Annotated in this window: 18 protein-coding genes and 1 pseudogene; 12 read left to right on the forward strand and 7 right to left on the reverse strand. The window is 35.2% G+C overall.

The window, feature by feature from the left end; genetic code table 11:
• Position 1: 1 nt before the first annotated feature.
• Positions 2-772, reverse strand: a complete 771-nt coding sequence (locus ABD792_RS13045; protein ID WP_345006672.1) for a tetratricopeptide repeat protein — start codon at positions 770-772, stop codon at positions 2-4.
• A gap of 136 nt (positions 773-908) precedes the next feature.
• Here ABD792_RS13045 and recF point away from each other — a divergent pair, with 136 nt between their 5' ends.
• From recF to ABD792_RS13065, 4 genes are all read left to right on the forward strand, one after another.
• A complete protein-coding gene (recF, locus tag ABD792_RS13050; protein ID WP_345006673.1) occupies positions 909-1988 on the forward strand; it encodes a DNA replication/repair protein RecF in 1080 nt (359 codons plus the stop codon).
• Positions 1989-2054: 66 nt separating this feature from the next.
• Complete coding sequence (locus tag ABD792_RS13055) at positions 2055-2351, forward strand: DciA family protein (RefSeq protein WP_345006674.1); 297 nt, start codon at positions 2055-2057, stop codon at positions 2349-2351.
• 98 nt (positions 2352-2449) lie between these two features.
• The gene (locus ABD792_RS13060) at positions 2450-2641 is read left to right on the forward strand and encodes a cold-shock protein (protein ID WP_345006675.1); all 192 of its coding nucleotides are present in this window, start codon (positions 2450-2452) and stop codon (positions 2639-2641) included.
• A 154-nt stretch (positions 2642-2795) separates the two neighbouring features.
• Positions 2796-2987 (forward strand): cold-shock protein, encoded by a 192-nt coding sequence (locus ABD792_RS13065; protein WP_199112962.1) that lies wholly within the window; start codon positions 2796-2798, stop codon positions 2985-2987.
• A 131-nt stretch (positions 2988-3118) separates the two neighbouring features.
• On the opposite strand, the gene ABD792_RS13070 is transcribed toward ABD792_RS13065, so the two are convergent.
• The gene (locus tag ABD792_RS13070) at positions 3119-3538 is read right to left on the reverse strand and encodes a nucleoside-diphosphate kinase (RefSeq protein WP_345006676.1); all 420 of its coding nucleotides are present in this window, start codon (positions 3536-3538) and stop codon (positions 3119-3121) included.
• Between the two features lie 88 nt (positions 3539-3626).
• On the opposite strand from ABD792_RS13070, the gene ABD792_RS13075 reads away from it, so the two are divergent.
• From ABD792_RS13075 to ABD792_RS13105, 7 genes are read left to right on the forward strand one after another with little or no spacing between them, the layout of a single operon-like run.
• Positions 3627-4646, forward strand: coding sequence for a DHH family phosphoesterase (locus ABD792_RS13075; RefSeq protein ID WP_345006677.1), 1020 nt, complete (start codon positions 3627-3629; stop codon positions 4644-4646).
• The gene (gene gldI, locus ABD792_RS13080) at positions 4639-5187 is read left to right on the forward strand and encodes a gliding motility-associated peptidyl-prolyl isomerase GldI (protein WP_345006679.1); all 549 of its coding nucleotides are present in this window, start codon (positions 4639-4641) and stop codon (positions 5185-5187) included. Before ABD792_RS13075 ends, gldI begins: the two co-directional genes overlap by 8 nt.
• Before the next feature lie 7 nt (positions 5188-5194).
• Complete coding sequence (locus tag ABD792_RS13085; protein WP_345006680.1) at positions 5195-6325, forward strand: peptidylprolyl isomerase; 1131 nt, start codon at positions 5195-5197, stop codon at positions 6323-6325.
• Positions 6326-6342: 17 nt separating this feature from the next.
• Entirely contained in the window at positions 6343-7269 is a 927-nt protein-coding gene (gene lgt / locus ABD792_RS13090) for a prolipoprotein diacylglyceryl transferase (RefSeq protein ID WP_345006681.1), read from the forward strand.
• Between the two features lie 5 nt (positions 7270-7274).
• Entirely contained in the window at positions 7275-7763 is a 489-nt protein-coding gene (locus tag ABD792_RS13095; RefSeq protein ID WP_345006682.1) for a DUF192 domain-containing protein, read from the forward strand.
• Positions 7764-7773: 10 nt separating this feature from the next.
• Entirely contained in the window at positions 7774-9204 is a 1431-nt protein-coding gene (locus ABD792_RS13100; protein WP_345006683.1) for a sulfatase, read from the forward strand.
• A 25-nt stretch (positions 9205-9229) separates the two neighbouring features.
• Positions 9230-9835 (forward strand): hypothetical protein, encoded by a 606-nt coding sequence (locus ABD792_RS13105; protein ID WP_345006684.1) that lies wholly within the window; start codon positions 9230-9232, stop codon positions 9833-9835.
• A 473-nt stretch (positions 9836-10308) separates the two neighbouring features.
• On the opposite strand, the gene secDF is transcribed toward ABD792_RS13105, so the two are convergent.
• The 4 genes from secDF to ABD792_RS13125 all read right to left on the reverse strand — a co-directional run bounded on the left by secDF (position 10309) and on the right by ABD792_RS13125 (position 16663).
• Complete coding sequence (gene secDF / locus ABD792_RS13110) at positions 10309-13305, reverse strand: protein translocase subunit SecDF (RefSeq protein ID WP_345006685.1); 2997 nt, start codon at positions 13303-13305, stop codon at positions 10309-10311.
• 217 nt (positions 13306-13522) lie between these two features.
• A complete protein-coding gene (locus ABD792_RS13115; RefSeq protein ID WP_345006686.1) occupies positions 13523-14128 on the reverse strand; it encodes a hypothetical protein in 606 nt (201 codons plus the stop codon).
• A 321-nt stretch (positions 14129-14449) separates the two neighbouring features.
• A complete protein-coding gene (gene mdh, locus ABD792_RS13120; protein ID WP_345006688.1) occupies positions 14450-15376 on the reverse strand; it encodes a malate dehydrogenase in 927 nt (308 codons plus the stop codon).
• A gap of 270 nt (positions 15377-15646) precedes the next feature.
• The gene (locus ABD792_RS13125; RefSeq protein ID WP_345006689.1) at positions 15647-16663 is read right to left on the reverse strand and encodes a DUF6588 family protein; all 1017 of its coding nucleotides are present in this window, start codon (positions 16661-16663) and stop codon (positions 15647-15649) included.
• A gap of 428 nt (positions 16664-17091) precedes the next feature.
• Between ABD792_RS13125 and ABD792_RS19210 the strand changes: the two are divergent.
• Positions 17092-17178 (forward strand): annotated as a pseudogene (locus ABD792_RS19210) (PorT family protein); the annotation flags it as partial.
• 89 nt (positions 17179-17267) lie between these two features.
• On the opposite strand, the gene gyrB reads toward ABD792_RS19210, so the two are convergent.
• Positions 17268-19217 (reverse strand): DNA topoisomerase (ATP-hydrolyzing) subunit B, encoded by a 1950-nt coding sequence (gene gyrB, locus ABD792_RS13130; protein ID WP_345006691.1) that lies wholly within the window; start codon positions 19215-19217, stop codon positions 17268-17270.
• Positions 19218-19633: the final 416 nt, after the last annotated feature.

Here is a 19633-nt window from a genome sequence, read left to right on the forward strand (position 1 = left end):
ATTATTTATTTGCCAATGCTTGTGCTTTTCCTATAAACACATCTATTGTTGATGCTTCTGTAGCATTAGGATATTCCTCTTTTATGCGCTTAAAGTATTCAAGGGCTTTATCTGCTTTACCTAAGTCCAAAGCTACTGCTCCCGCTTTATACAAATACATAGGCGTTGTATACTCGTTATTACGCATTTTTGCGGCTTGCTCGTAATAACCCAAGGCATCTTCTGGCTGATTTAATTGCACGAAGGCATCGCCTATATTCCCTTTTGCCAAAGGTGCCAATACTTCATCTTCACTTGAAAAGTCACTTAAATGCTCTACTGCCTTTTTATAATCTTTCAATCTTAAATAAGCAGTACCCGCATAATAGTTAGCTAAATTAGCTGCAGGTGTACCACTGTATTCATTGATAATATCAAGCATACCATATTTACCCTCTCCCCCATTCAATGCCAAATTGAAAAGAGAATCTTTTTCAACACCATTTATAGCCTGATCAAAATACTTTTGTGCCTGAAACATATCGTTCATTGCAGCCGTTTGCTTTGGTTTTGCTATAAACTCCTTGTACCCTAAAGTACCCAAAACGACTAGTGCAACTACACCTATTATTATAAAAATATACTTTTGATTCTTTTCTACAAACGCTTCTGTTTTGGACGCTGTTTCGTCCAATGTATTAAATACCTCTGCTGTAGTAGATCCTTCTTCAATATTGTGTTCTTTCTCTACTTTATTTTTTGGTTTGTATCCTCTTTTACTATACGTAGCCATATATTCATAATATTAATGCGCCGCAAAAATATAATTTTTCTTTATAACTAAAAGGTTATTTATTTGATATTTTTCAATAATTTGCACTTCTTTTTAAAGCATTATAGATTTCCAACAGCATTAGATAACTTTTTGCATGATTTTAAAATCGCTCTCGCTACTTAATTATAAGAATTTTGATAATAAAACATTTACGTTTAACAGTAAAATAAATTGTATTGTTGGAAACAATGGCATAGGTAAAACCAATATTCTGGATGCCATTTACCATTTGTCCTTTGGAAAAAGCTATTTTAATCCGGTAGCAACGCAAAACATTAAACACGATGAAGCCTTTTTTGTAATTAACGGCGACTACATTAAAGGTGATGCTATTGAAAAAGTAGTTATAAGTCTTAAACGCGGACAAAAAAAGGTAATAAAGCGTAACGGCAAAGAATATGATAAATTTAGTGATCACATTGGTTTTTTACCATTGGTTATTATATCGCCTGCAGACAGAAACCTTATAATCGAAGGGAGCGATACCCGCAGAAAATTTATTGACAGCGTTATTTCCCAAAGCAATAAAAACTACCTATCCCACTTAATTAAATACAATAAGGTTTTAGCTCAACGCAATGCCTTGCTAAAGTATTTTGCTTTAAACCATACGTTTAACGCAGATACTATAGACATTTACAACACACAACTATCCGATTACGGCACTTACATATTCAAAGAAAGAGCCGCTTTTTTAGAAACATTCATCCCTATTTTCAAGGCTCGTTACAAAGCCATTAGCAATGGCAATGAAACAGTTGACTTAGTATACCATAGCGATTTATTCGACAATGACCTTAACAGTCTTCTTCAAAGCGCATTAAACAAAGACAAAGCGCTTCAATATACAAGTACAGGTATCCATAAGGACGATTTACATTTTAATATAGAATCGCACCCTATTAAAAAATTTGGGAGTCAAGGTCAGCAAAAATCGTTCTTAATTGCCCTAAAATTGGCTCAATTCGATTTTATAAAAAAGCAAAGTGGAGTAAACCCTATCTTATTGCTAGATGATATTTTCGACAAACTAGACGCACAACGGGTTTCTCAAATTATTAAATTGGTTGATGATGAAAATTTTGGTCAAATTTTTATAAGCGACACCCATGCCGAGCGCACCGAAGAGGCTGTAAAACAAGTACACCAGTCATACGAAATTTTCAAATTGTAATTTATTCCCTTTTAATCCCAAAATAAATATTTTAGGATGTATTTTTGTATTAGCTAATACATCCTCATGGCAAAACGAAACAACGAACATATAAGCATTGCTGACGCTTTAAAAGAATTTGTAGAAACCCACAAACTGGAAAAGGGCTTAAATAAAGTGAACGTTGCCGAAGCCTGGGCAAGTCTTATGGGCAATGGGGTAAATAACTACACTACTTCTGTAAGATTGGAGCGCGACACACTTTATGTGCAACTTAGTTCCAGTGTGCTTAGGGAAGAATTAAGTTACGGCAAACAAAAAATCATTGACTTGCTTAATGAATCCTTAGGTAAAGAAATCGTTAAAAAATTGGTGCTCCGATAAGAGCAATATTAATTTTATTTAAATAATTGAATTAAAACCAACAAGATATCTTTATTTACACTACCTTTGGTGCTTAATTTTTTATAATACAAAATACAATGAGTAAAGGTACCGTAAAATTCTTCAACGATTCTAAAGGTTTTGGATTCATCATTGAAGATGACAACAACAAAGAACATTTCGTACACATTTCAGGACTTATCGATGAAATTCGTGAAGGTGATGCCGTAGAATTCGATCTACAAGAAGGTAGAAAAGGATTAAACGCCGTAAACGTAAAAGTAATCTAATACATATACTTTAACAATTACAAATTAAAGTCTATCATTTTTTTGATAGACTTTTTTTATTTAGTATCTTTCCTACTAACTTTCTGTTAAATATTAATTTTTACTATTTGACATAGAGTTTATTAAACAATTTTATTAATTAATATTTTTAACAATGAGTAAAGGAACAGTAAAATTCTTCAACGATTCAAAAGGGTTTGGATTTATTATAGAGGAAGGTTCAAAAAAAGAACATTTTGTTCACATTTCAGGATTAGTCGACGAGATTCGCGAAGGTGATGACGTTGAATTTGACCTACAAGAAGGCCGAAAAGGATTAAACGCAGTAAATGTAAAAGTAATTTAATATATACTATTTTATTTTTTTTTGGAAACAAAAGCCCTGCAATGAAAATTGCAGGGCTTTTCTATTAATTATGTACCATCCCCAAATGCATTATACAAAAATCAGGAGGTGTTCAATATGTTTTCCTAAATCTAGAACATGTCTCTTCCAGAAAAGTGGAATGCCCCTTCGATAGCTGCATTTTCATCACTGTCGCTACCATGAACTGCGTTTTCACTTATAGAAGCTGCATATAGTTTACGAATGGTTCCTTCGGCTGCATCAGCTGGATTAGTAGCTCCAATTAATGTCCTAAAATCTTCTACAGCATTTTCTTTTTCCAAAATTGCTGCAACTATCGGACCTCGTGTCATATACTCTACCAATTCACCAAAAAATGGACGTTCATTGTGTATTGCATAAAATGTCTCAGCATCGGCTTTGGTCATTTGGGTTAATTTCATAGCTACAATTCTAAATCCTGAAGCTGAAATTTTTTCTAATATTGCGCCTATGTGCCCTTTTTCAACAGCATCTGGCTTAAGCATTGTAAATGTTCTGTTTGTTGCCATTTTATAGTTTTAATTTCGTGCAAAAGTAATGCATTTATCAGTAAAAACAAGCCTATCCAATTTTAAAAATGTCGTATCTTCGTGGCTTATGAAAAAACAAGATATTTCAAGTATAAAACATTTACTTTCCGACCCCAAGAATATTGTAATTGTTCCACATAAAAACCCCGATGGAGATGCTATTGGTTCGATATTAGGACTCTATCATTATCTTTTAAAATACAATCATAATATATCCGTTATTACTCCCAACGACTATCCCTCCTTTTTAAAGTGGGTACCGGGAGAGGAGGCTATTTTAAAATACGATTTACAAACAAAGCTATGCAATGACTTAGTGAAGTCGTCCGATATCATTTTCACCTTAGATTTCAATGCGTTCCATCGAACTGGTGGCATGGAAATGGTTTTATCTGAAAGTAACGCCCTAAAGATAATGATCGATCACCATCAAGCTCCAGACGATTATGCAACATATATGTTTTCGGATGTAAGCATGAGTTCTACCTGCGAAATGGTGTACCACTTTGTAAACATGCTTGGTGATACAAATTTAATAGACAAAACCATTGCTACCTGCCTATACCTTGGTATAATGACCGATACTGGATCGTTTCGTTTCGCTTCCACCTCAAGCCAAACACATAAAATTATAGCACAACTTATCGAAAAAGGAGCCAACAATGCAGAAATACACAACAATGTATACGACACAAATAGTTACGAACGCCTGCAGTTATTGGGGTGCGCTTTAAATAATTTAAAAGTCATCCCCAAATCCAGAACCGCTTATATTAGTCTTTCTCAAGAGGAACTCAACACCTATAACTATAAGAAAGGAGATACAGAAGGTGTGGTTAATTACGGCCTTTCTCTAGATAACATTGTTTTAGCCGCTATTTTTATTGAGGACAAACAAGAAGGTATTATAAAAATATCGCTACGTTCTAAAGGTGATTTTTCGGTAAACGAAATGTCCCGTGCGCATTTTAACGGTGGAGGACACACAAATGCTGCCGGAGGCAAGAGCTATTTGCCCCTTCAAGAGACTGTTGAAAAATTTATTAGTATATTGCCTAGTTATAATAAAGCTCTGAACGATGTCTAAACTACCTATACTACTAATAGCCGTTTTACTAATCTTTGGCTGTAAAGCACCTGAAGCCCGAAGACCTATCACCGTTAAAACCGGATCGTTTATTGATGATTCAGTCGAACGAAACAAAAAACTTAACGCCCTAGAAGAAGCCAGTATAAAAAAGTTAATGGCCCAAGACGACAAAGAATATTTGGCATCTGAAAGTGGTTTTTGGTATTACTACAATAACAAAACAACTGTTGACAGCTTAAACACGCCCAATTTTGGAGATATTGTTAATTATAATTATAATGTAAAAGCATTAAACGGTGCTTTAATCTATTCCAAGGAAGACTTAAAAACACAAAATTACGCTATGGACCAAGAGGAGCTATTTACAGGGCTTCGTGAAGGTCTGAAACTTATGAAAGCGGGCGAGACCGTCACCTTTTTGTTTCCTTCCCTAAAGGCATATGGCTATTATGGCGATCAAAATAAAATAGGTAGTAATACACCTTTAATTTGTGAAGTAACAGTAAATTCTATAACCGAAAACAAAACTAACAGATAATACATCTATGGTAACACTAAAATGCCCTTTTAAAATCTTATTTTTTTCACTAACCATTATTTTAACTTCCTGCAAGGCACAATATCCAGATCTTGAAGATGGCTTGTATGCAGAGTTCATTACCTCTAAAGGTATTATGGTTGCTAAACTCACGTATGACAAAACACCTGTTACGGTTGCCAACTTTGTGTCCCTAGCAGAAGGCTCCAATACCATGGTAGACAATAAATATTTGGAGAAAAAATACTATAACGGCACAATTTTTCATCGTGTTATAGATGATTTTATGATCCAAGGTGGCGATCCAACAGGAACAGGAACTGGTAGTCCAGGCTATAAATTTGATGATGAATTCCATCCAGATTTAAAACATGACAAACCTGGCATTCTATCTATGGCAAATTCGGGTCCGAAAACTAACGGAAGCCAGTTTTTCATAACTGAAAAACCAACACCGCATTTGGACAACAGACACACTGTTTTTGGAGAACTCGTTATTGGGCTGGACATACAAGATTCTATTTCTAATGTAGAAACCACAAAACCGCAAAACAAACCCGTAAAGGATGTTGTTATCAAGGAATTGAACATTATTAGAAAAGGTAAAGACGCGAAAGCTTTTAATGCAGCAAACACCTTTAACAATTACTTTGAGGAAGCAACACGACTTGAAAAAGAAACTGCAGCAAAAATAGAAGCCGCTATAAAAGCTGCTAAAGAGAAATTCAATACACAACAAGCTAGTGCCACTACACTATCTTCTGGTCTGCAATATATTGTAACCGAAAAAGGAGCAGGTGAAAAGTTATCGGAAACAGCTCAAGTATTAACACACTATGCAGTTTATTTTGAAGACGGCAAACTATTAGACACCAGCATATTAGAAACAGCCGAAAACTACAATGCTGTTAACGAAAGAAAAAAGGCAAAAAATGGTTACCAACCAATAACGGCCGACATTAGTCCCAATGCAAGTATGATTGCTGGGTTTAAGGAAGGTCTACAACAGTTGAGCGTAGGAGATAAAGCTACATTATTTATCCCATACCATCTAGCCTACGGAGAAACAGGCAACAGAGGTATCCCACCAAAATCTAATTTAATTTTTGAAGTTGAAATAGTTGAGCTACTTAAATAATTACATAATAAAAAAACATGCACCTATTAAAATTTGATTGGAACCCTATAACCGGAATTGACATTATTGGAAATTTTAAGCTTCATTTTTACAGCCTCATGTGGGTAGTAGCTTTTGTGATTGGGTGGTATATTATGAAACGTATCTTTACAAAAGAAAAAGTTTCCCTAGATTACTTAGATCCTTTATTTATTTATACCGTTCTGGCCACTATGATTGGTGCACGTTTGGGACATGTACTCTTTTACCAATCGGAACTAATAACACAGGATTTTTTCAGCATTTTCCTTCCTTTTAAATTTAAAGGCGGCTTTGAATTTACAGGATTCCAAGGGCTAGCAAGTCATGGTGCAGCCATAGGAATAATAATAGGCATGTATCTATATCGCAGGAAATACACATACAAATCCTTGTTATGGATTTTAGACAGGGTAGTTATATCTGTAGCATCTGGTGCCATCTTTATACGCATAGGCAACTTTATAAACTCAGAAATTATAGGCAAAGTGACCGATTCTAACTTAGGCGTCCGTTTTATTCAAGATTACTATTACAAAAGTGAAATTGTAAGACTAACAGGAATTAAAGACGTTCAAAAGGCCTATAATGCAGTAACAGAGAACCCGAAATTCCAAAATCTTTTAGAAGCAGTTCCCTATCGCCACCCAGCCCAATTATACGAATCGTTTTGTTATATTTTTGTGTTCTTAATTTTATGGTACGTATACTCTAAAACATCCAAAAGCCAACAAACAGGTTTCTTATTTGGCTTATTTCTGGTTTTATTGTGGACCATTCGGTTTTTTGTTGAATTTGTTAAAGAAGCTCAAGTTGACGAAAGGGCTTCATGGGCATTAAATACCGGACAATGGTTAAGTATTCCTTTTGTCTTATTAGGCCTTTATTTTATGTTTATATACAAACCAAAATCTGCAGTTAAATAATAAAAATGCACATACGATTAGTTATAATATCGTCCATCTTTTTATGCTTAAATCTTAGCATGCATTCATGTAAGGACGATAAAAAAGAAATAAAACAAACAGAAGTGTACTTTAAAAAAGAAGGAGAGCTCAGTATATTCAAATCAACAAGCGATAGCCTAAAAATTTCCCTTGATATTGAAATCGCCGATACAGATTACGAAATCCAAACGGGTTTAATGTACAGGAATTCGATGCAAAATAACCAAGGTATGCTTTTTGTGTTTAAAGATGCACAGGAGCGTTATTTTTACATGAAAAATACCCGTATCCCCTTAGATATTATTTTTATAAGCGAAAATAATGCTATCGTTAGTTTTCAGAAAAATGCGAAACCATTCGATGAAAGCTCCTTACCATCAAACCTTCCTGCCAAATATGTTCTGGAAGTCAATGCTGGTCTAATAGATACTTGGGGACTAAATGTTGGTGATAGCATACGTTATAATAAATAAAACTTGCAAGATGAAACAATTAATATTACTGTTATTTCTAATTAGTGGGGGTACCTACGCTCAAGATAAAAAACCTAACATCTTGTTTATAATTTCTGATGATTTAACAGCAACTGCTGTTTCTTCATATGAAAATAAAGCTTGCCATACTCCTAATATAGATCAATTAGCTTCTGAAGGCACACTTTATACCAGAGCCTATACGCAATATCCCGTTTGTGGCCCCTCCAGAGCATCGCTTATGTCTGGTTACTACCCCAACGCTACCAAAACGTTTGGTTATGTAAGCGGTCGTGAAAATATTGGCCCCGATCGAAAAACATGGTCTCAATTATTTAAGGATAATGGCTATTACACAGCTAGAGTTAGTAAAATATACCATATGGGAGTTCCCATAGACATTGAAACAGGGTCGAACGGGCAAGACGATGAGGCTTCCTGGACCGAGCGTTTTAACAGTCAGGGACCTGAATGGAAAGCAATAGGAGATGCCGAATTGGTTCAGAACAATCCCGATGGTAAAATTGAACGCAAAGGCGGTAATGTTATGACCATTGTAAAAGCGGAAGGAGACGATCTTGTCCATTCAGACGGAAAGACAGCCAAAAAAGCCGTTGCATTAATTAAAGAACATAAAAATGAGCCTTTCTTTCTGGCTGTTGGCTTTGTTAGGCCACATGTTCCTTTTGTTGCTCCTAGACCCTACTTCACACCATACCCTTACGAAGATATTGTAATGCCTAAAAAAGTAAAGGGCGATTGGGACGATATCCCCAAAAGAGGTATTAATTATGTAACGAGCGTTAATGGACAAATGTCGTTAGAGCAACAAAAGAAAGCCGTAGCTGCCTATTATGCTTCTGTTTCTTATATGGATGCCCAAGTAGGCAAAGTTTTAAAAGCTCTTAAAGATGAGGGACTGGAGGATAACACGATTGTGATTTTTACCTCAGACCACGGTTTTCATTTGGGCGAGCATGACTTTTGGATGAAAGTAAGCCTTCACGAAGAATCGGTACGTGTTCCTTTAATCATTAAAGTACCTGGCAAACAGCCACAGGTATGCCATTCGTTTGTAGAACTTCTTGACCTATACCCCACCATTTCAGAACTGGCGGGACTAAAATATCCGAAACATATTCAAGGAAAAAGTTTGACAAAAACCTTAGACAAGCCTCAACATAGTGTTAGGGATATGGCATTTAGCGTAACACAAGGTGGCAAATCGTTTTTATTAAGAACTGAAAAATGGGCTTATATCCAATATAATGAAGATGCCTCAGCTGGTATTGAGCTATTTGATATGGAGAATGACCCAAAGCAGTACACAAACTTAGCCAACATACCAGAGTATGCCAAAACTGTTACTTTCTTCAAAAAGAAGCTGGAAAAGAAATTAAAAAAGGTAAGAGCTAACGATTTAGGGATTGTATACCCGTAAGTTCTGCAAAAATTAAAACCAAACTATGAGAAACTTATTACTATTGATTTTAGTATTTAACTTATCTAGTTGTCATTCCCAGAAAAAAGAAAAAACAGAAAAAAATATTGTTGAATATTCTTGTGATTGTATAGCTGAAATTCCAAAAGACAAAGACAATCAAGAATTACTGATTGAAACACAAAAGTGTATTTCTGATAGTTATGAAGTTTACACAAAATACGTTGAGAATTTAGCTAACAAATACTTTGAAAAAAATCCAAATGCACAATTAACCGATGCTCAAAATTGGATTAGAAAAGTATTGACCGAAAAACTTGTAAAAAATTGCCCGAGATATAGCAAAATAGTCTCTCAAATAGCATTTAAAAAAAGAAACGATTCGGATATAATCAAAGAAGTTGCAAAAAAAGTCTGTGAAGAAATAAACGCTTTGAAAGTAAAAGAATTAAGTTGGAATGAAATTGATCCTATTTTCGTCAGCCAGACAGTAATGAATGACCAAGCAATAAGAGAAAAATACGACCTGAATAACAAAACAGAGATGACAAAATATTCGACTGACCTAGTTCAGGAATTAGTAGCTACTTGTGAAAGATACAGGCAATTTACAGTTAAAATAAAAAAATAACTTTATAACTTTTGCTAATCAATCGAGTATAAGTTTCATTACTTCGGGACTTTACAACTGAAACCCTTCGCTTTTTTCCTTATTTCAGTCACTCTAGAAAATCCTCAGAAATTTCAATACCACAAAAGCGTACGCAAGTTAATTGAATTTTCAGATAAATATAAACGCGAAAAGCAACTAAACTAACATGGCATTGGATTTAAATACCTATTCGGCAAATTTCAATATTTAACTAAACCACTATGAACTGGAAGTCCTTAGGTTTATTGCACGAAGGACTAAAGTCCCTATCATGATTTGAATAGCTTAAATTAGGATTTTTAAACTCTAATGTTGAAAAACCGTTAAAAACGGTTTTTATATTACTAAAGTAGTGCAATGAAATTGCAGGGTTTTAGCCCCTAATTTGAAACCAATAAAAAAGCCCATCAACCAAATTGGTGATGGGCTCCTTAATAAAGAAAAAATTTGAGTTAGCTATTTTTCTTCTTTTTATCTTCTAGTTTTTGAACTGTATCGAACATTACTGGTGTCGCAATAAATAGCGAAGAATATGTACCAACAATAACCCCAACAATTAATGCAAACATAAAGCCTCTAATAGAATCGCCTCCAAAGATGAAGATTGCCAATAGCACTACTAAAGTTGTTAAAGAGGTGTTTAAGGTTCTACTTAATGTACTGCTAAGCGATATATCAACTACTTTATTGAACTCCCAAGAGGTGTGCTCGTTAAAATACTCACGAATTCTATCGAAAACAACCACGGTATCATTCAAGGAATAACCGATTACTGTTAGGATAGCTGCTATAAATGCTTGATCGATCTCCATACTAAATGGCATGAATCGGTACGTTATAGAGAACACACCCAATACGATTAATACATCGTGAAATACAGCGGCAACAGCTCCAAGTGAATATTGCCACTTTTTAAAACGTAATAAGATGTAAAGGAACACCACGATTAAGGATCCTAAGATCGCCCAAAAAGATGCTTGCTTAATATCATCAGCAATTGTTGGACTTACCTTATACTGTTCCATGATACCTACCGTTTTAGTATCACTAGTATTATCAATAAACGCTTCGTATGTTAAATTTGGTAAGTACGGTTGCAAAGCAGTAAACAATTTACTTCTTATTTCTTCATCTACTTCTTTACCTGTTTCATCAACTTTATACTTCGTTGTAATTTTTAGGTTATTCGCCTCTCCAACAGTTTTAGCATCAGCACTACCAAATACATCTGGTTTTGATAAAACACCTGAAATTTCAGATGCACTTACATCCTGTGCAAAACGTACCTGATAGGTTCTTCCTCCTACAAAATCAACACCTTGATCCAATCCGTTTGTAAATAACGACCCCAAACCTAGCGCAATAACCACCCCAGAAATGATATAAGCCATTTTACGTTTTCTTAAGAACTCAATATTAATATTTCTAAATAACTTTTTAGTAAGTGCAGTAGAGAAATCCAATTTACCACCTCTGTTTACGTACCAATCAATAAGCAGGCGGGTAATAAATATCGCTGTAAAAAGAGAAGTACCAATACCTATTAACAATGTAGTTGCAAATCCTTTAATAGGACCAGTTCCGAATACAAATAAAATCAAGGCTGTTAAACCTGTTGTAATGTTAGCATCCAAAATTGAGGAAAGTGCATTACTAAATCCATCTTGAATGGCCTCTTTATAAGCTTTGCCCTTTGCTATTTCTTCTCTAACACGTTCAAAAATAAGCACGTTGGCATCTACCGACATACCTATTGTAAGTACTATACCTGCAATACCAGGTAAAGTTAATACCGCTCCTAGACCAGATAAAATACCAAATATCAACAAAATGTTCAATAACATGGCAATATCAGAAAACACCCCTGCTTTTCCATAATAAAACACCATCCATAGTAATACCAACACCAATGCGATCATGAACGACATACTACCACTATCGATAGCTTCTTGCCCTAAAGATGGTCCAACAACATCACTTTGAATTATATCGGCCGAAGCTGGTAATTTACCTGCACGTAATACGTTTGCTAAATCGATCGCTTCATTTAAAGAAAAGTCTCCCGAAATTGAAGAGCTTCCTCCTGCAATTGGTCCCGATGTTACACCCGGCGCGGAATATACAATGTTATCTAAAACAATCGCAATCTGACTGCCTTGGCTATACGCTTTTCCGGTCATTTCTTCCCATATCTTAGCGCCCTTCGCATTCATTTGCATAGATACTTCAGACTTCCCTGTTGGGCTAAATTGGTTTCTAGCATCGGTAACTACAGCGCCACTTAACGGTGGTACATTATCTCTATTCCCAACCAAAGCATATAAATCTACAAGCTCACTGTTTTTTTCAGGCTTTCCAAATGCAAACTTAACATAACGCTGCTCGGCAGGTAACAAAGCTCTTACTTCTTTTGAGTTCAAATAGTTTAAAAGCGTTTCCCTGTCTTTTAGTTCGAACTTAGCAATAACTGGTCCACCTGGATACCCTTGTCCTCTAATTAAATCGAATATCGGGTTCACTCCAGCAACAGCTGTAGAGTCAGTTTCAGCATCTCCTAAAAGTTCATCAATCTTAGAGTCGGTTGCATCTTCGGCATCTTCGCTTTTTACTTCTTCTGTAGTTTCTTTTACATCGACAATGTCTTTTAAGACCTCATTAGCCTGTGCTAAAAACGGAAAGAATTGCTCTCCTTTATAGGCATCCCAAAACTCTAATTGGGCAGTACTTTGTAAAAGGCTTGTGGCACGCTCAACATCTTTTACACCTGGTAATTCGACTAAAATACGTCCTGAAGTTCCTAAACGCTGAATGTTTGGAGAGGTTACACCAAACTCATCAATACGCTTACGCAATACTTCAAAGGCAGAAACGATGGATTCATCAATTTTCCTTCCTATAACTTGCTTTACCTCATCATCACTCATTGTGCCGTCAATTTCACCATCAAGCTCCTTGGTATAGAAAATATCTGGTGATGCCAATTTAGTGTCACCTTTAATAGCATCAAATGCTACGAAAAAATCCTCTAAGTAAGTACTTTGACTATCTTTTTGAAGCTCTGAAGCATCGTCCAATGCCTTGTTAAAAACAGGGTTGGTTGTATGATTGGCCAGTCCTTTTAATATATCTTTTACAGATATCTGTAGAATAACGTTTAAACCTCCTTTAAGGTCTAAACCTAAATTCATGGATTTAGCTTTCACTTCATTATAAGTGAATTTTGCAATACCTATATTAAAAACGGTATCTGTCGCAATAGACTCTAAATAATCAGCCTCTTCTGCACTTCGCTTAGCTCTATAGTTTTCTTCAGTCTCTGGAATTTTATTAATAGCAATCTCTTCTGCATTTTTTTCAATCTGATTCGCCTTAAACGTAAAGGATAGTTGGTAAATACTAACCAACCCGAATAAAACTGCAAATAATTTTACTAGTCCTTTATTTTGCATGTTTCTGTTTTTTTAATTTGAAATGTTTCTGGCAACAACACAAACCTTGTCACCTACATTTTTTATGGTTAATTTAAATGTATCCTTCTAAACATTAATATTTAGAAAGTAGTGGTATACTAAATGTATAGTTTTGAAATTTTAATTAGTGGCATAGTACTAAAATGTACAAAGAAGAAACTTTCACATGTCCTAAATGTACTCAAGCCACACATACCTAAGCCAACGGTCCCGCCCTGACTTCTGGTATATTACGTGAAGTGGTATCAAGTGCTACCGCAATATTACGACACACTTTAAATGCTACTTTAACGATTTTATTTTCGTCCTTAGCATCTATCTCATTATTAAAGTTGTAAAGATTGGTGTTGTAAAACCTATCGAAATCCTGTTTTACATTCAAAACACATTTTCCATCCAATCCCGAAGGTGCTTCTTTTCCTTTATGGATTTCGAATACATCGAGCTTGTACTGCTTTGAATCGTCATTTGGAGACCTTTCATGCTTATTCGAAGATAAATAACCTGTTTCAAGTGCCTTAGCCTCAAAAAGCTTTTCTTTTACAAACTCGACATCGGTCGAACTGTAGTAAGTTATTTTAAGTTCACCGTTACTTAACTCTTGCACATGAACTTTATCAATTCCAATAGCATGCAATTGATTTTTAACAGCCGAAATAGCGCTTTGGGCTTCATCAGATGTGATATTCGCATCTGAGAATTTCAATACAACCTCCTGATTAGGGCCAGAAATTCCATTCTGGCAAACACCTAATACGATTAGGATAATTGTAAGAGCAACAAAGTACCATTTTTTGTTCATGCGCCAAATATAAAAATAAAGACTGTATTTCTACAGTCTTTATGTAAATATCTATTTTTAAATCCGTTGTGCCTTTTAATAAATCCCTGTCAATTCGAGTGAATTTTACGATTGAAACGAGTAAAATTTATATCGAGAATAGGAACTTTAGCCTTTAAAATAGTTCTCGATACGATTTTTTTATCAAAAAACCACTCGAACAGACATTTTTGAAACTAGTTCAATCCAAAATGCACAATGGTTATTTTTAAATTATTGAATAATAAAGAATTTCTTGAAACGAACTATCCCCGACGCTGAGCGTCGGGGAATTCTTTTTGATTAAAATTCTAATAATCCGTTTGTTTTCCTTACACCTTCGGCGCTAGCTTGCATATGTGCTTTTTCGGCATCACTTAAAGGTATATCAACAATACGCTCTATACCATTTTTACCTAAAATTACTGGCACTCCTATACAAATATCTTCTAATTGGTATTCACCATCCAACAATGTTGAACATGGGAATAACTTCTTTTGATCGCATGCAATTGCCTGTACCAAACCACTTACTGCTGCTCCCGGAGCATACCAAGCTGATGTTCCCAATAACTTGGTAAGTGTTGCGCCACCTACTTTGGTATCGGCAGCAACCTGCTCTAAGCGCTCTTCACTTAAAAATTCTGATACTTTAACACTGTTTCTTGTAGCATGAGAGGTTAATGGCACCATACCTGTATCGCTATGTCCACCTATTACCATACCATCTACATCACTTATTGGTGCATCTAATGCTTCGGCCAACCTGTACTTAAAGCGTGCCGAGTCCAATGCACCTCCCATACCAATAATTCTATTTTTAGGTAGGTTAGTTGATTTGTGTACTAAATAGGTCATCGTATCCATAGGGTTACTTACAACTATAATAATTGTATTTGGGGAATGCTCAATTAAGCTTGATGCAACGGTTTTTACAATGCCTGCATTGATACCTATTAATTCTTCACGTGTCATTCCTGGTTTACGTGGTATTCCAGAAGTGATAACACAGATATCACTATCAGCCGTTTGGCTATAATCGTTAGTGACTCCAGTGATTTTTGTATCAAACCCATTTAATGATGCGGTTTGCATTAAATCCATAGCTTTTCCTTCAGCATAGCCCTCTTTAATATCCAATAAAACGACCTCTGAAGCAAAATCTTTAATAGCAATATACTCTGCACAACTGGCACCTACTGCTCCTGCTCCTACTACTGTTACTTTCATAAGTTAACTTTTTAAGAATTTTAATGATTATATGTTTCTTCAAACAAAAGGAACTCTCAATTTACATTGAAAATCCCTTATGTTTTCACCTTAATCAATTTTGTTATTTCGTTGATTTTTATAGCTCAAAAATACGAATAAATATACGGTTAATAAAAAAAGTGCAAGATTAAATCTTACACTTTTCGCAATAAATTTTATATAATTTAAACTAAAACGTTATAGGGTGCTACCAACAAATAGTAACACTTCTAAATACCACTTTTAACATTATCTAAATCCAAAATTGATTCCTACAGAAAAGGCATTAAATTCAGCTAAGTGGTATTCTGCATTAAGTCTAAAGAATCCTAATTTTAATTTTGTTCCTATAGTACCTCTCACACCAGAAATTTCGCTAGACACAGAAAATGGGTCAACAATATCATTTGTTGTTAAAATACCATTAGAAACTCTATATGTCCCCAATAAATCTGATTCTGACTTCCCTTTTAAATAGCCCAGTCCGCCATAAAAATTAATAACTGGCATTTTTGTAGATGCTATTAATTGAAGCAGCCATGTATTGGTTGCTGTTTCTAAACGCTGATTTTCACCTTCTATGTTTGAGGAATCGTCTAAATTATACTTACCATCTAAATGTGTATAAGCAACCAAACCAGATATAGCAACTGGCAATAGTTTATCGGCTGGCAACCATTTTGTGAATTCAAGCTGCAAACCAGCTCCGTACATACTTAAGGACACATCATCTGTATCAATTTTAGGCACAAAACGCGCTTTAACCTCTATACCCTTGCTTAACCCTAATGCCCCTTGAATAAAAGCGGTAGGTAATAAATTGGCTGTTTCTGAACCAATTCCAGAAGGCAAGGTTATTTCTTCTGTTTGCTGTCCAAAAATAGGATCGTCGTAAGCAATCTCTACAACCACATCTGGATCATTTTCTCCTAGGGCAGTTGCTACCATTTGGGCATTAGACCCTTGAACAAAACGGACGTTATTATACGTATCGGTATCCATTAAAAATGATTTATGCTCATTTTTAATCATGGCCGCATTTGCAACTATGGAAATTTCAAAACCGCCTAAAGGTTTTGCATCGGCGGTATTAAACCAATTGGCATTCATACTATACATAAGGCCATTGGTTCCTGACATTAAATAGTCATTAGCAAAATGTTCTGCATCTTCAATACCTGCCGCCAAAAGAGCATCTAAATCGTTTTGTGCTTCTACTGTAATTGCTACTAAACTTAGTAACATAAATAAGGTTAACTTTTTCATCTGTTTATTTTATTTGTTTTTTTATTAGTCAGATGCAATTATTCACATCGTTAATAATTGCTTTTCAAAAGTGTTCATGAATCTTCGATTTCGCCAACAATCATACCGATGGGTATCAAGATTTGTTATGGCTCATTTCATAGTTCTATAAATTTGGGTGCAACAAAAATAGTAAATTACATTAAAAAACAACACTTAATCGATTAAAATTGTTTTTAATCGATATTTATTTTATTTTACACTTAAAATTTAGCTCTAAAACCCACATTAGGGGTTAAACCCAAAGACGTATTATCAATTCGAATTGCAGACTCAGAATCATTAGGGTCTACTTCATAATACCGATTGATACTATTTTTTCTATTCAAAATGTTTAATATACCAGCTCGTAAGGATGCTTTTACCGATTCTGTAATATTAAAATGATAACCGACTCAGGTGTTAGTCTTGGTATACGTTATCATTTGGGTCTGGGAAGTATTTATGACAATGGCAGTCCCAATAATAGGGTTTGACAATTCTCAATTGGTTTTGACTTTTAAATTAACTAAAAATGCCGCTTAATTTAAGCGGCATTTTTAGTTCGTGTTTATGTTATATCACACTAAGCATCAATATTTGCATAAACGGCATTTTTCTCAATAAACTCACGACGCGGTGGCACCTCATCTCCCATCAACATAGAGAAAATTCTATCGGCTTCGGTTCCATTATCTATTTGAACGAGTCTTAATGTTCTAAACTCTGGATTCATAGTTGTATCCCAAAGTTGCTCTGCATTCATTTCTCCAAGACCTTTATATCGTTGAATATTCACCGAACCACCAAAAGACTCAGCTATTTCATCACGTTCCTTATCTGTCCAGGCATATTGTTTTTTATTTCCTTTTTTAACCAAATATAATGGAGGCGTTGCAATATAAACATGACCTTCTTCAATAAGCTCTTTCATATAACGGAAGAAGAACGTTAAAATTAAAGTAGCAATATGACTACCATCAATATCGGCATCACACATAATTACTATTTTGTGATAGCGCAATTTCGACAGGTTTAAAGCTTTACTATCTTCTTCTGTCCCTATAGTTACACCAAGTGCCGTAAAGATGTTCTTTATTTCCTCATTCTCGAATACCTTATGGGTCATAGCCTTTTCAACATTCAGAATCTTACCACGCAATGGTAATATGGCCTGAAAGTTTCTATCGCGACCTTGTTTTGCAGTTCCGCCTGCCGAATCTCCCTCAACAAGGAATACCTCGCACTTTGCCGGATCTTGCTCGGAACAGTCACTTAATTTCCCTGGTAAGCCACCAATACTCATTACTGTTTTACGTTGCACCATTTCACGTGCTTTCTGTGCAGCATGACGAGCTTGAGCCGCAAGAATAACCTTTTGGACTATTGTTTTAGCATCCTCTGGGTGCTCTTCCAAATAATCGGTTAACATCTCTGAAACGGCCTGACTCACCGAAGCAGAGACTTCGCGGTTACCCAACTTGGTTTTGGTTTGCCCTTCAAATTGAGGCTCGGCAACTTTTACCGATACAATAGCTGTTAAGCCTTCGCGGAAATCATCACCTGCAATATCAAATTTTAATTTATCCAGCATTCCAGATTCATCGGCATATTTCTTTAAGGTATGTGTTAAACCACGACGAAAACCTGATAAGTGGGTACCACCTTCATGGGTATTAATATTATTTACGTACGAATGTAAATTTTCTGCATAGGACGTGTTATAAACCATAGCAACCTCAACAGGCACCCCGTTTTTCTCTCCTTCAAAGGCTATAACATCTTTCATTAAAGGCTCACGGGTAGCATCTAAGTACTTAATAAATTCTTTAAGTCCTTCTTCTGAATGGAACGTTTCCCCTTCAAAGGTACCATCCTCTTTTTTAGCCCGCTTATCAACTAAGTGAACCGTAATACCTTTATTCAAATAAGCCAACTCACGCAACCTACTCGCTAGCGTATCATAACTATACTCCAAAGTCTGTTGAAAAATAGTAGCATCTGGTTTAAAAGTAACAATAGTTCCTCTTTTATCAGTATCGCCAACTTGCTTTACAGGATATAGCGATTTACCGCGTTCATATTCCTGCTCCCAAACTTTACCATCCCTATGAACAGTCGCTTTTAAATGTTCTGATAATGCGTTAACACAACTTACACCAACACCGTGCAATCCACCAGAAACCTTATACGAATCTTTGTCGAACTTACCTCCTGCTCCAATTTTGGTCATTACAACCTCTAGCGCCGAAATACCTTCCTTTTTATGTATATCTACTGGAATACCACGACCATCATCTTCAGTAGTAATTGAATTATCCTCATTTATTGTAACGGTAATATTATTACAATGTCCTGCTAGTGCCTCATCAATAGAGTTATCTACAACTTCATACACTAAATGATGTAAACCACGAACACCTACATCACCAATATACATGGATGGACGCATACGCACATGCTCCATACCTTCCAGCGCCTGAATACTGTCTGCCGAATAACCATTCTTATTAAATTCTTCTTTTGCTTCACTCATATTTAATAATTATCTAAAAAATTATAGTCAAATTTTATCTCATAAAAAAAGATGCCTAGCGCACCCTTCTGAATACAAACAAATATACAAAATAAGCATGCTTTTTAAAAGCATTTTAACGTCTTTATCTAATAATTATCAACAATTGTTAATTACTAAAAAACCGCTTAAATCGCTTAAAAATGACCTTAAAATGGATTTTAGCTTGTTTTTTCAGATTTAAAAAACTTAAAAATCATAAAATGCTTTAAAACTGATTTATGCAATGATTTACGACATATCTTTTTTACCAGATAATCGAGATTTAAATCCTTCGTGAGCTTGCACTGAATGAGTTTACTAAAAGAAGTCATCTTGACTTTTTTTTGAGGAAAAATAGGGGTTTTAGAAATTTGTGTTGCGAAACATAAAAACTA

Origin of the sequence: Snuella lapsa (genome assembly GCF_039539345.1) — a bacterium.
Taxonomy (GTDB): Bacteria; Bacteroidota; Bacteroidia; order Flavobacteriales; family Flavobacteriaceae; genus Snuella; species Snuella lapsa.

What these genes read in the sequence shown, in the direction of transcription:
- secDF (WP_345006685.1), bottom strand. Translation starts at nt 13,305, where the DNA reads ATGCAAAATAAAGGACTAGTAAAATTATTTGCAGTTTTATTCGGGTTG.
- ABD792_RS13125 (WP_345006689.1), bottom strand. Translation starts at nt 16,663, where the DNA reads ATGAAAAAGTTAACCTTATTTATGTTACTAAGTTTAGTAGCAATTACA.
- lgt (WP_345006681.1), top strand. Translation starts at nt 6,343, where the DNA reads ATGCACCTATTAAAATTTGATTGGAACCCTATAACCGGAATTGACATT.
- mdh (WP_345006688.1), bottom strand. Translation starts at nt 15,376, where the DNA reads ATGAAAGTAACAGTAGTAGGAGCAGGAGCAGTAGGTGCCAGTTGTGCA.
- ABD792_RS13055 (WP_345006674.1), top strand. Translation starts at nt 2,055, where the DNA reads ATGGCAAAACGAAACAACGAACATATAAGCATTGCTGACGCTTTAAAA.
- ABD792_RS13100 (WP_345006683.1), top strand. Translation starts at nt 7,774, where the DNA reads ATGAAACAATTAATATTACTGTTATTTCTAATTAGTGGGGGTACCTAC.
- ABD792_RS13070 (WP_345006676.1), bottom strand. Translation starts at nt 3,538, where the DNA reads ATGGCAACAAACAGAACATTTACAATGCTTAAGCCAGATGCTGTTGAA.
- ABD792_RS13095 (WP_345006682.1), top strand. Translation starts at nt 7,275, where the DNA reads ATGCACATACGATTAGTTATAATATCGTCCATCTTTTTATGCTTAAAT.
- recF (WP_345006673.1), top strand. Translation starts at nt 909, where the DNA reads ATGATTTTAAAATCGCTCTCGCTACTTAATTATAAGAATTTTGATAAT.
- ABD792_RS13065 (WP_199112962.1), top strand. Translation starts at nt 2,796, where the DNA reads ATGAGTAAAGGAACAGTAAAATTCTTCAACGATTCAAAAGGGTTTGGA.
- ABD792_RS13075 (WP_345006677.1), top strand. Translation starts at nt 3,627, where the DNA reads ATGAAAAAACAAGATATTTCAAGTATAAAACATTTACTTTCCGACCCC.
- ABD792_RS13060 (WP_345006675.1), top strand. Translation starts at nt 2,450, where the DNA reads ATGAGTAAAGGTACCGTAAAATTCTTCAACGATTCTAAAGGTTTTGGA.
- gyrB (WP_345006691.1), bottom strand. Translation starts at nt 19,217, where the DNA reads ATGAGTGAAGCAAAAGAAGAATTTAATAAGAATGGTTATTCGGCAGAC.
- ABD792_RS13085 (WP_345006680.1), top strand. Translation starts at nt 5,195, where the DNA reads ATGGTAACACTAAAATGCCCTTTTAAAATCTTATTTTTTTCACTAACC.
- ABD792_RS13045 (WP_345006672.1), bottom strand. Translation starts at nt 772, where the DNA reads ATGGCTACGTATAGTAAAAGAGGATACAAACCAAAAAATAAAGTAGAG.
- gldI (WP_345006679.1), top strand. Translation starts at nt 4,639, where the DNA reads ATGTCTAAACTACCTATACTACTAATAGCCGTTTTACTAATCTTTGGC.
- ABD792_RS13105 (WP_345006684.1), top strand. Translation starts at nt 9,230, where the DNA reads ATGAGAAACTTATTACTATTGATTTTAGTATTTAACTTATCTAGTTGT.
- ABD792_RS13115 (WP_345006686.1), bottom strand. Translation starts at nt 14,128, where the DNA reads ATGAACAAAAAATGGTACTTTGTTGCTCTTACAATTATCCTAATCGTA.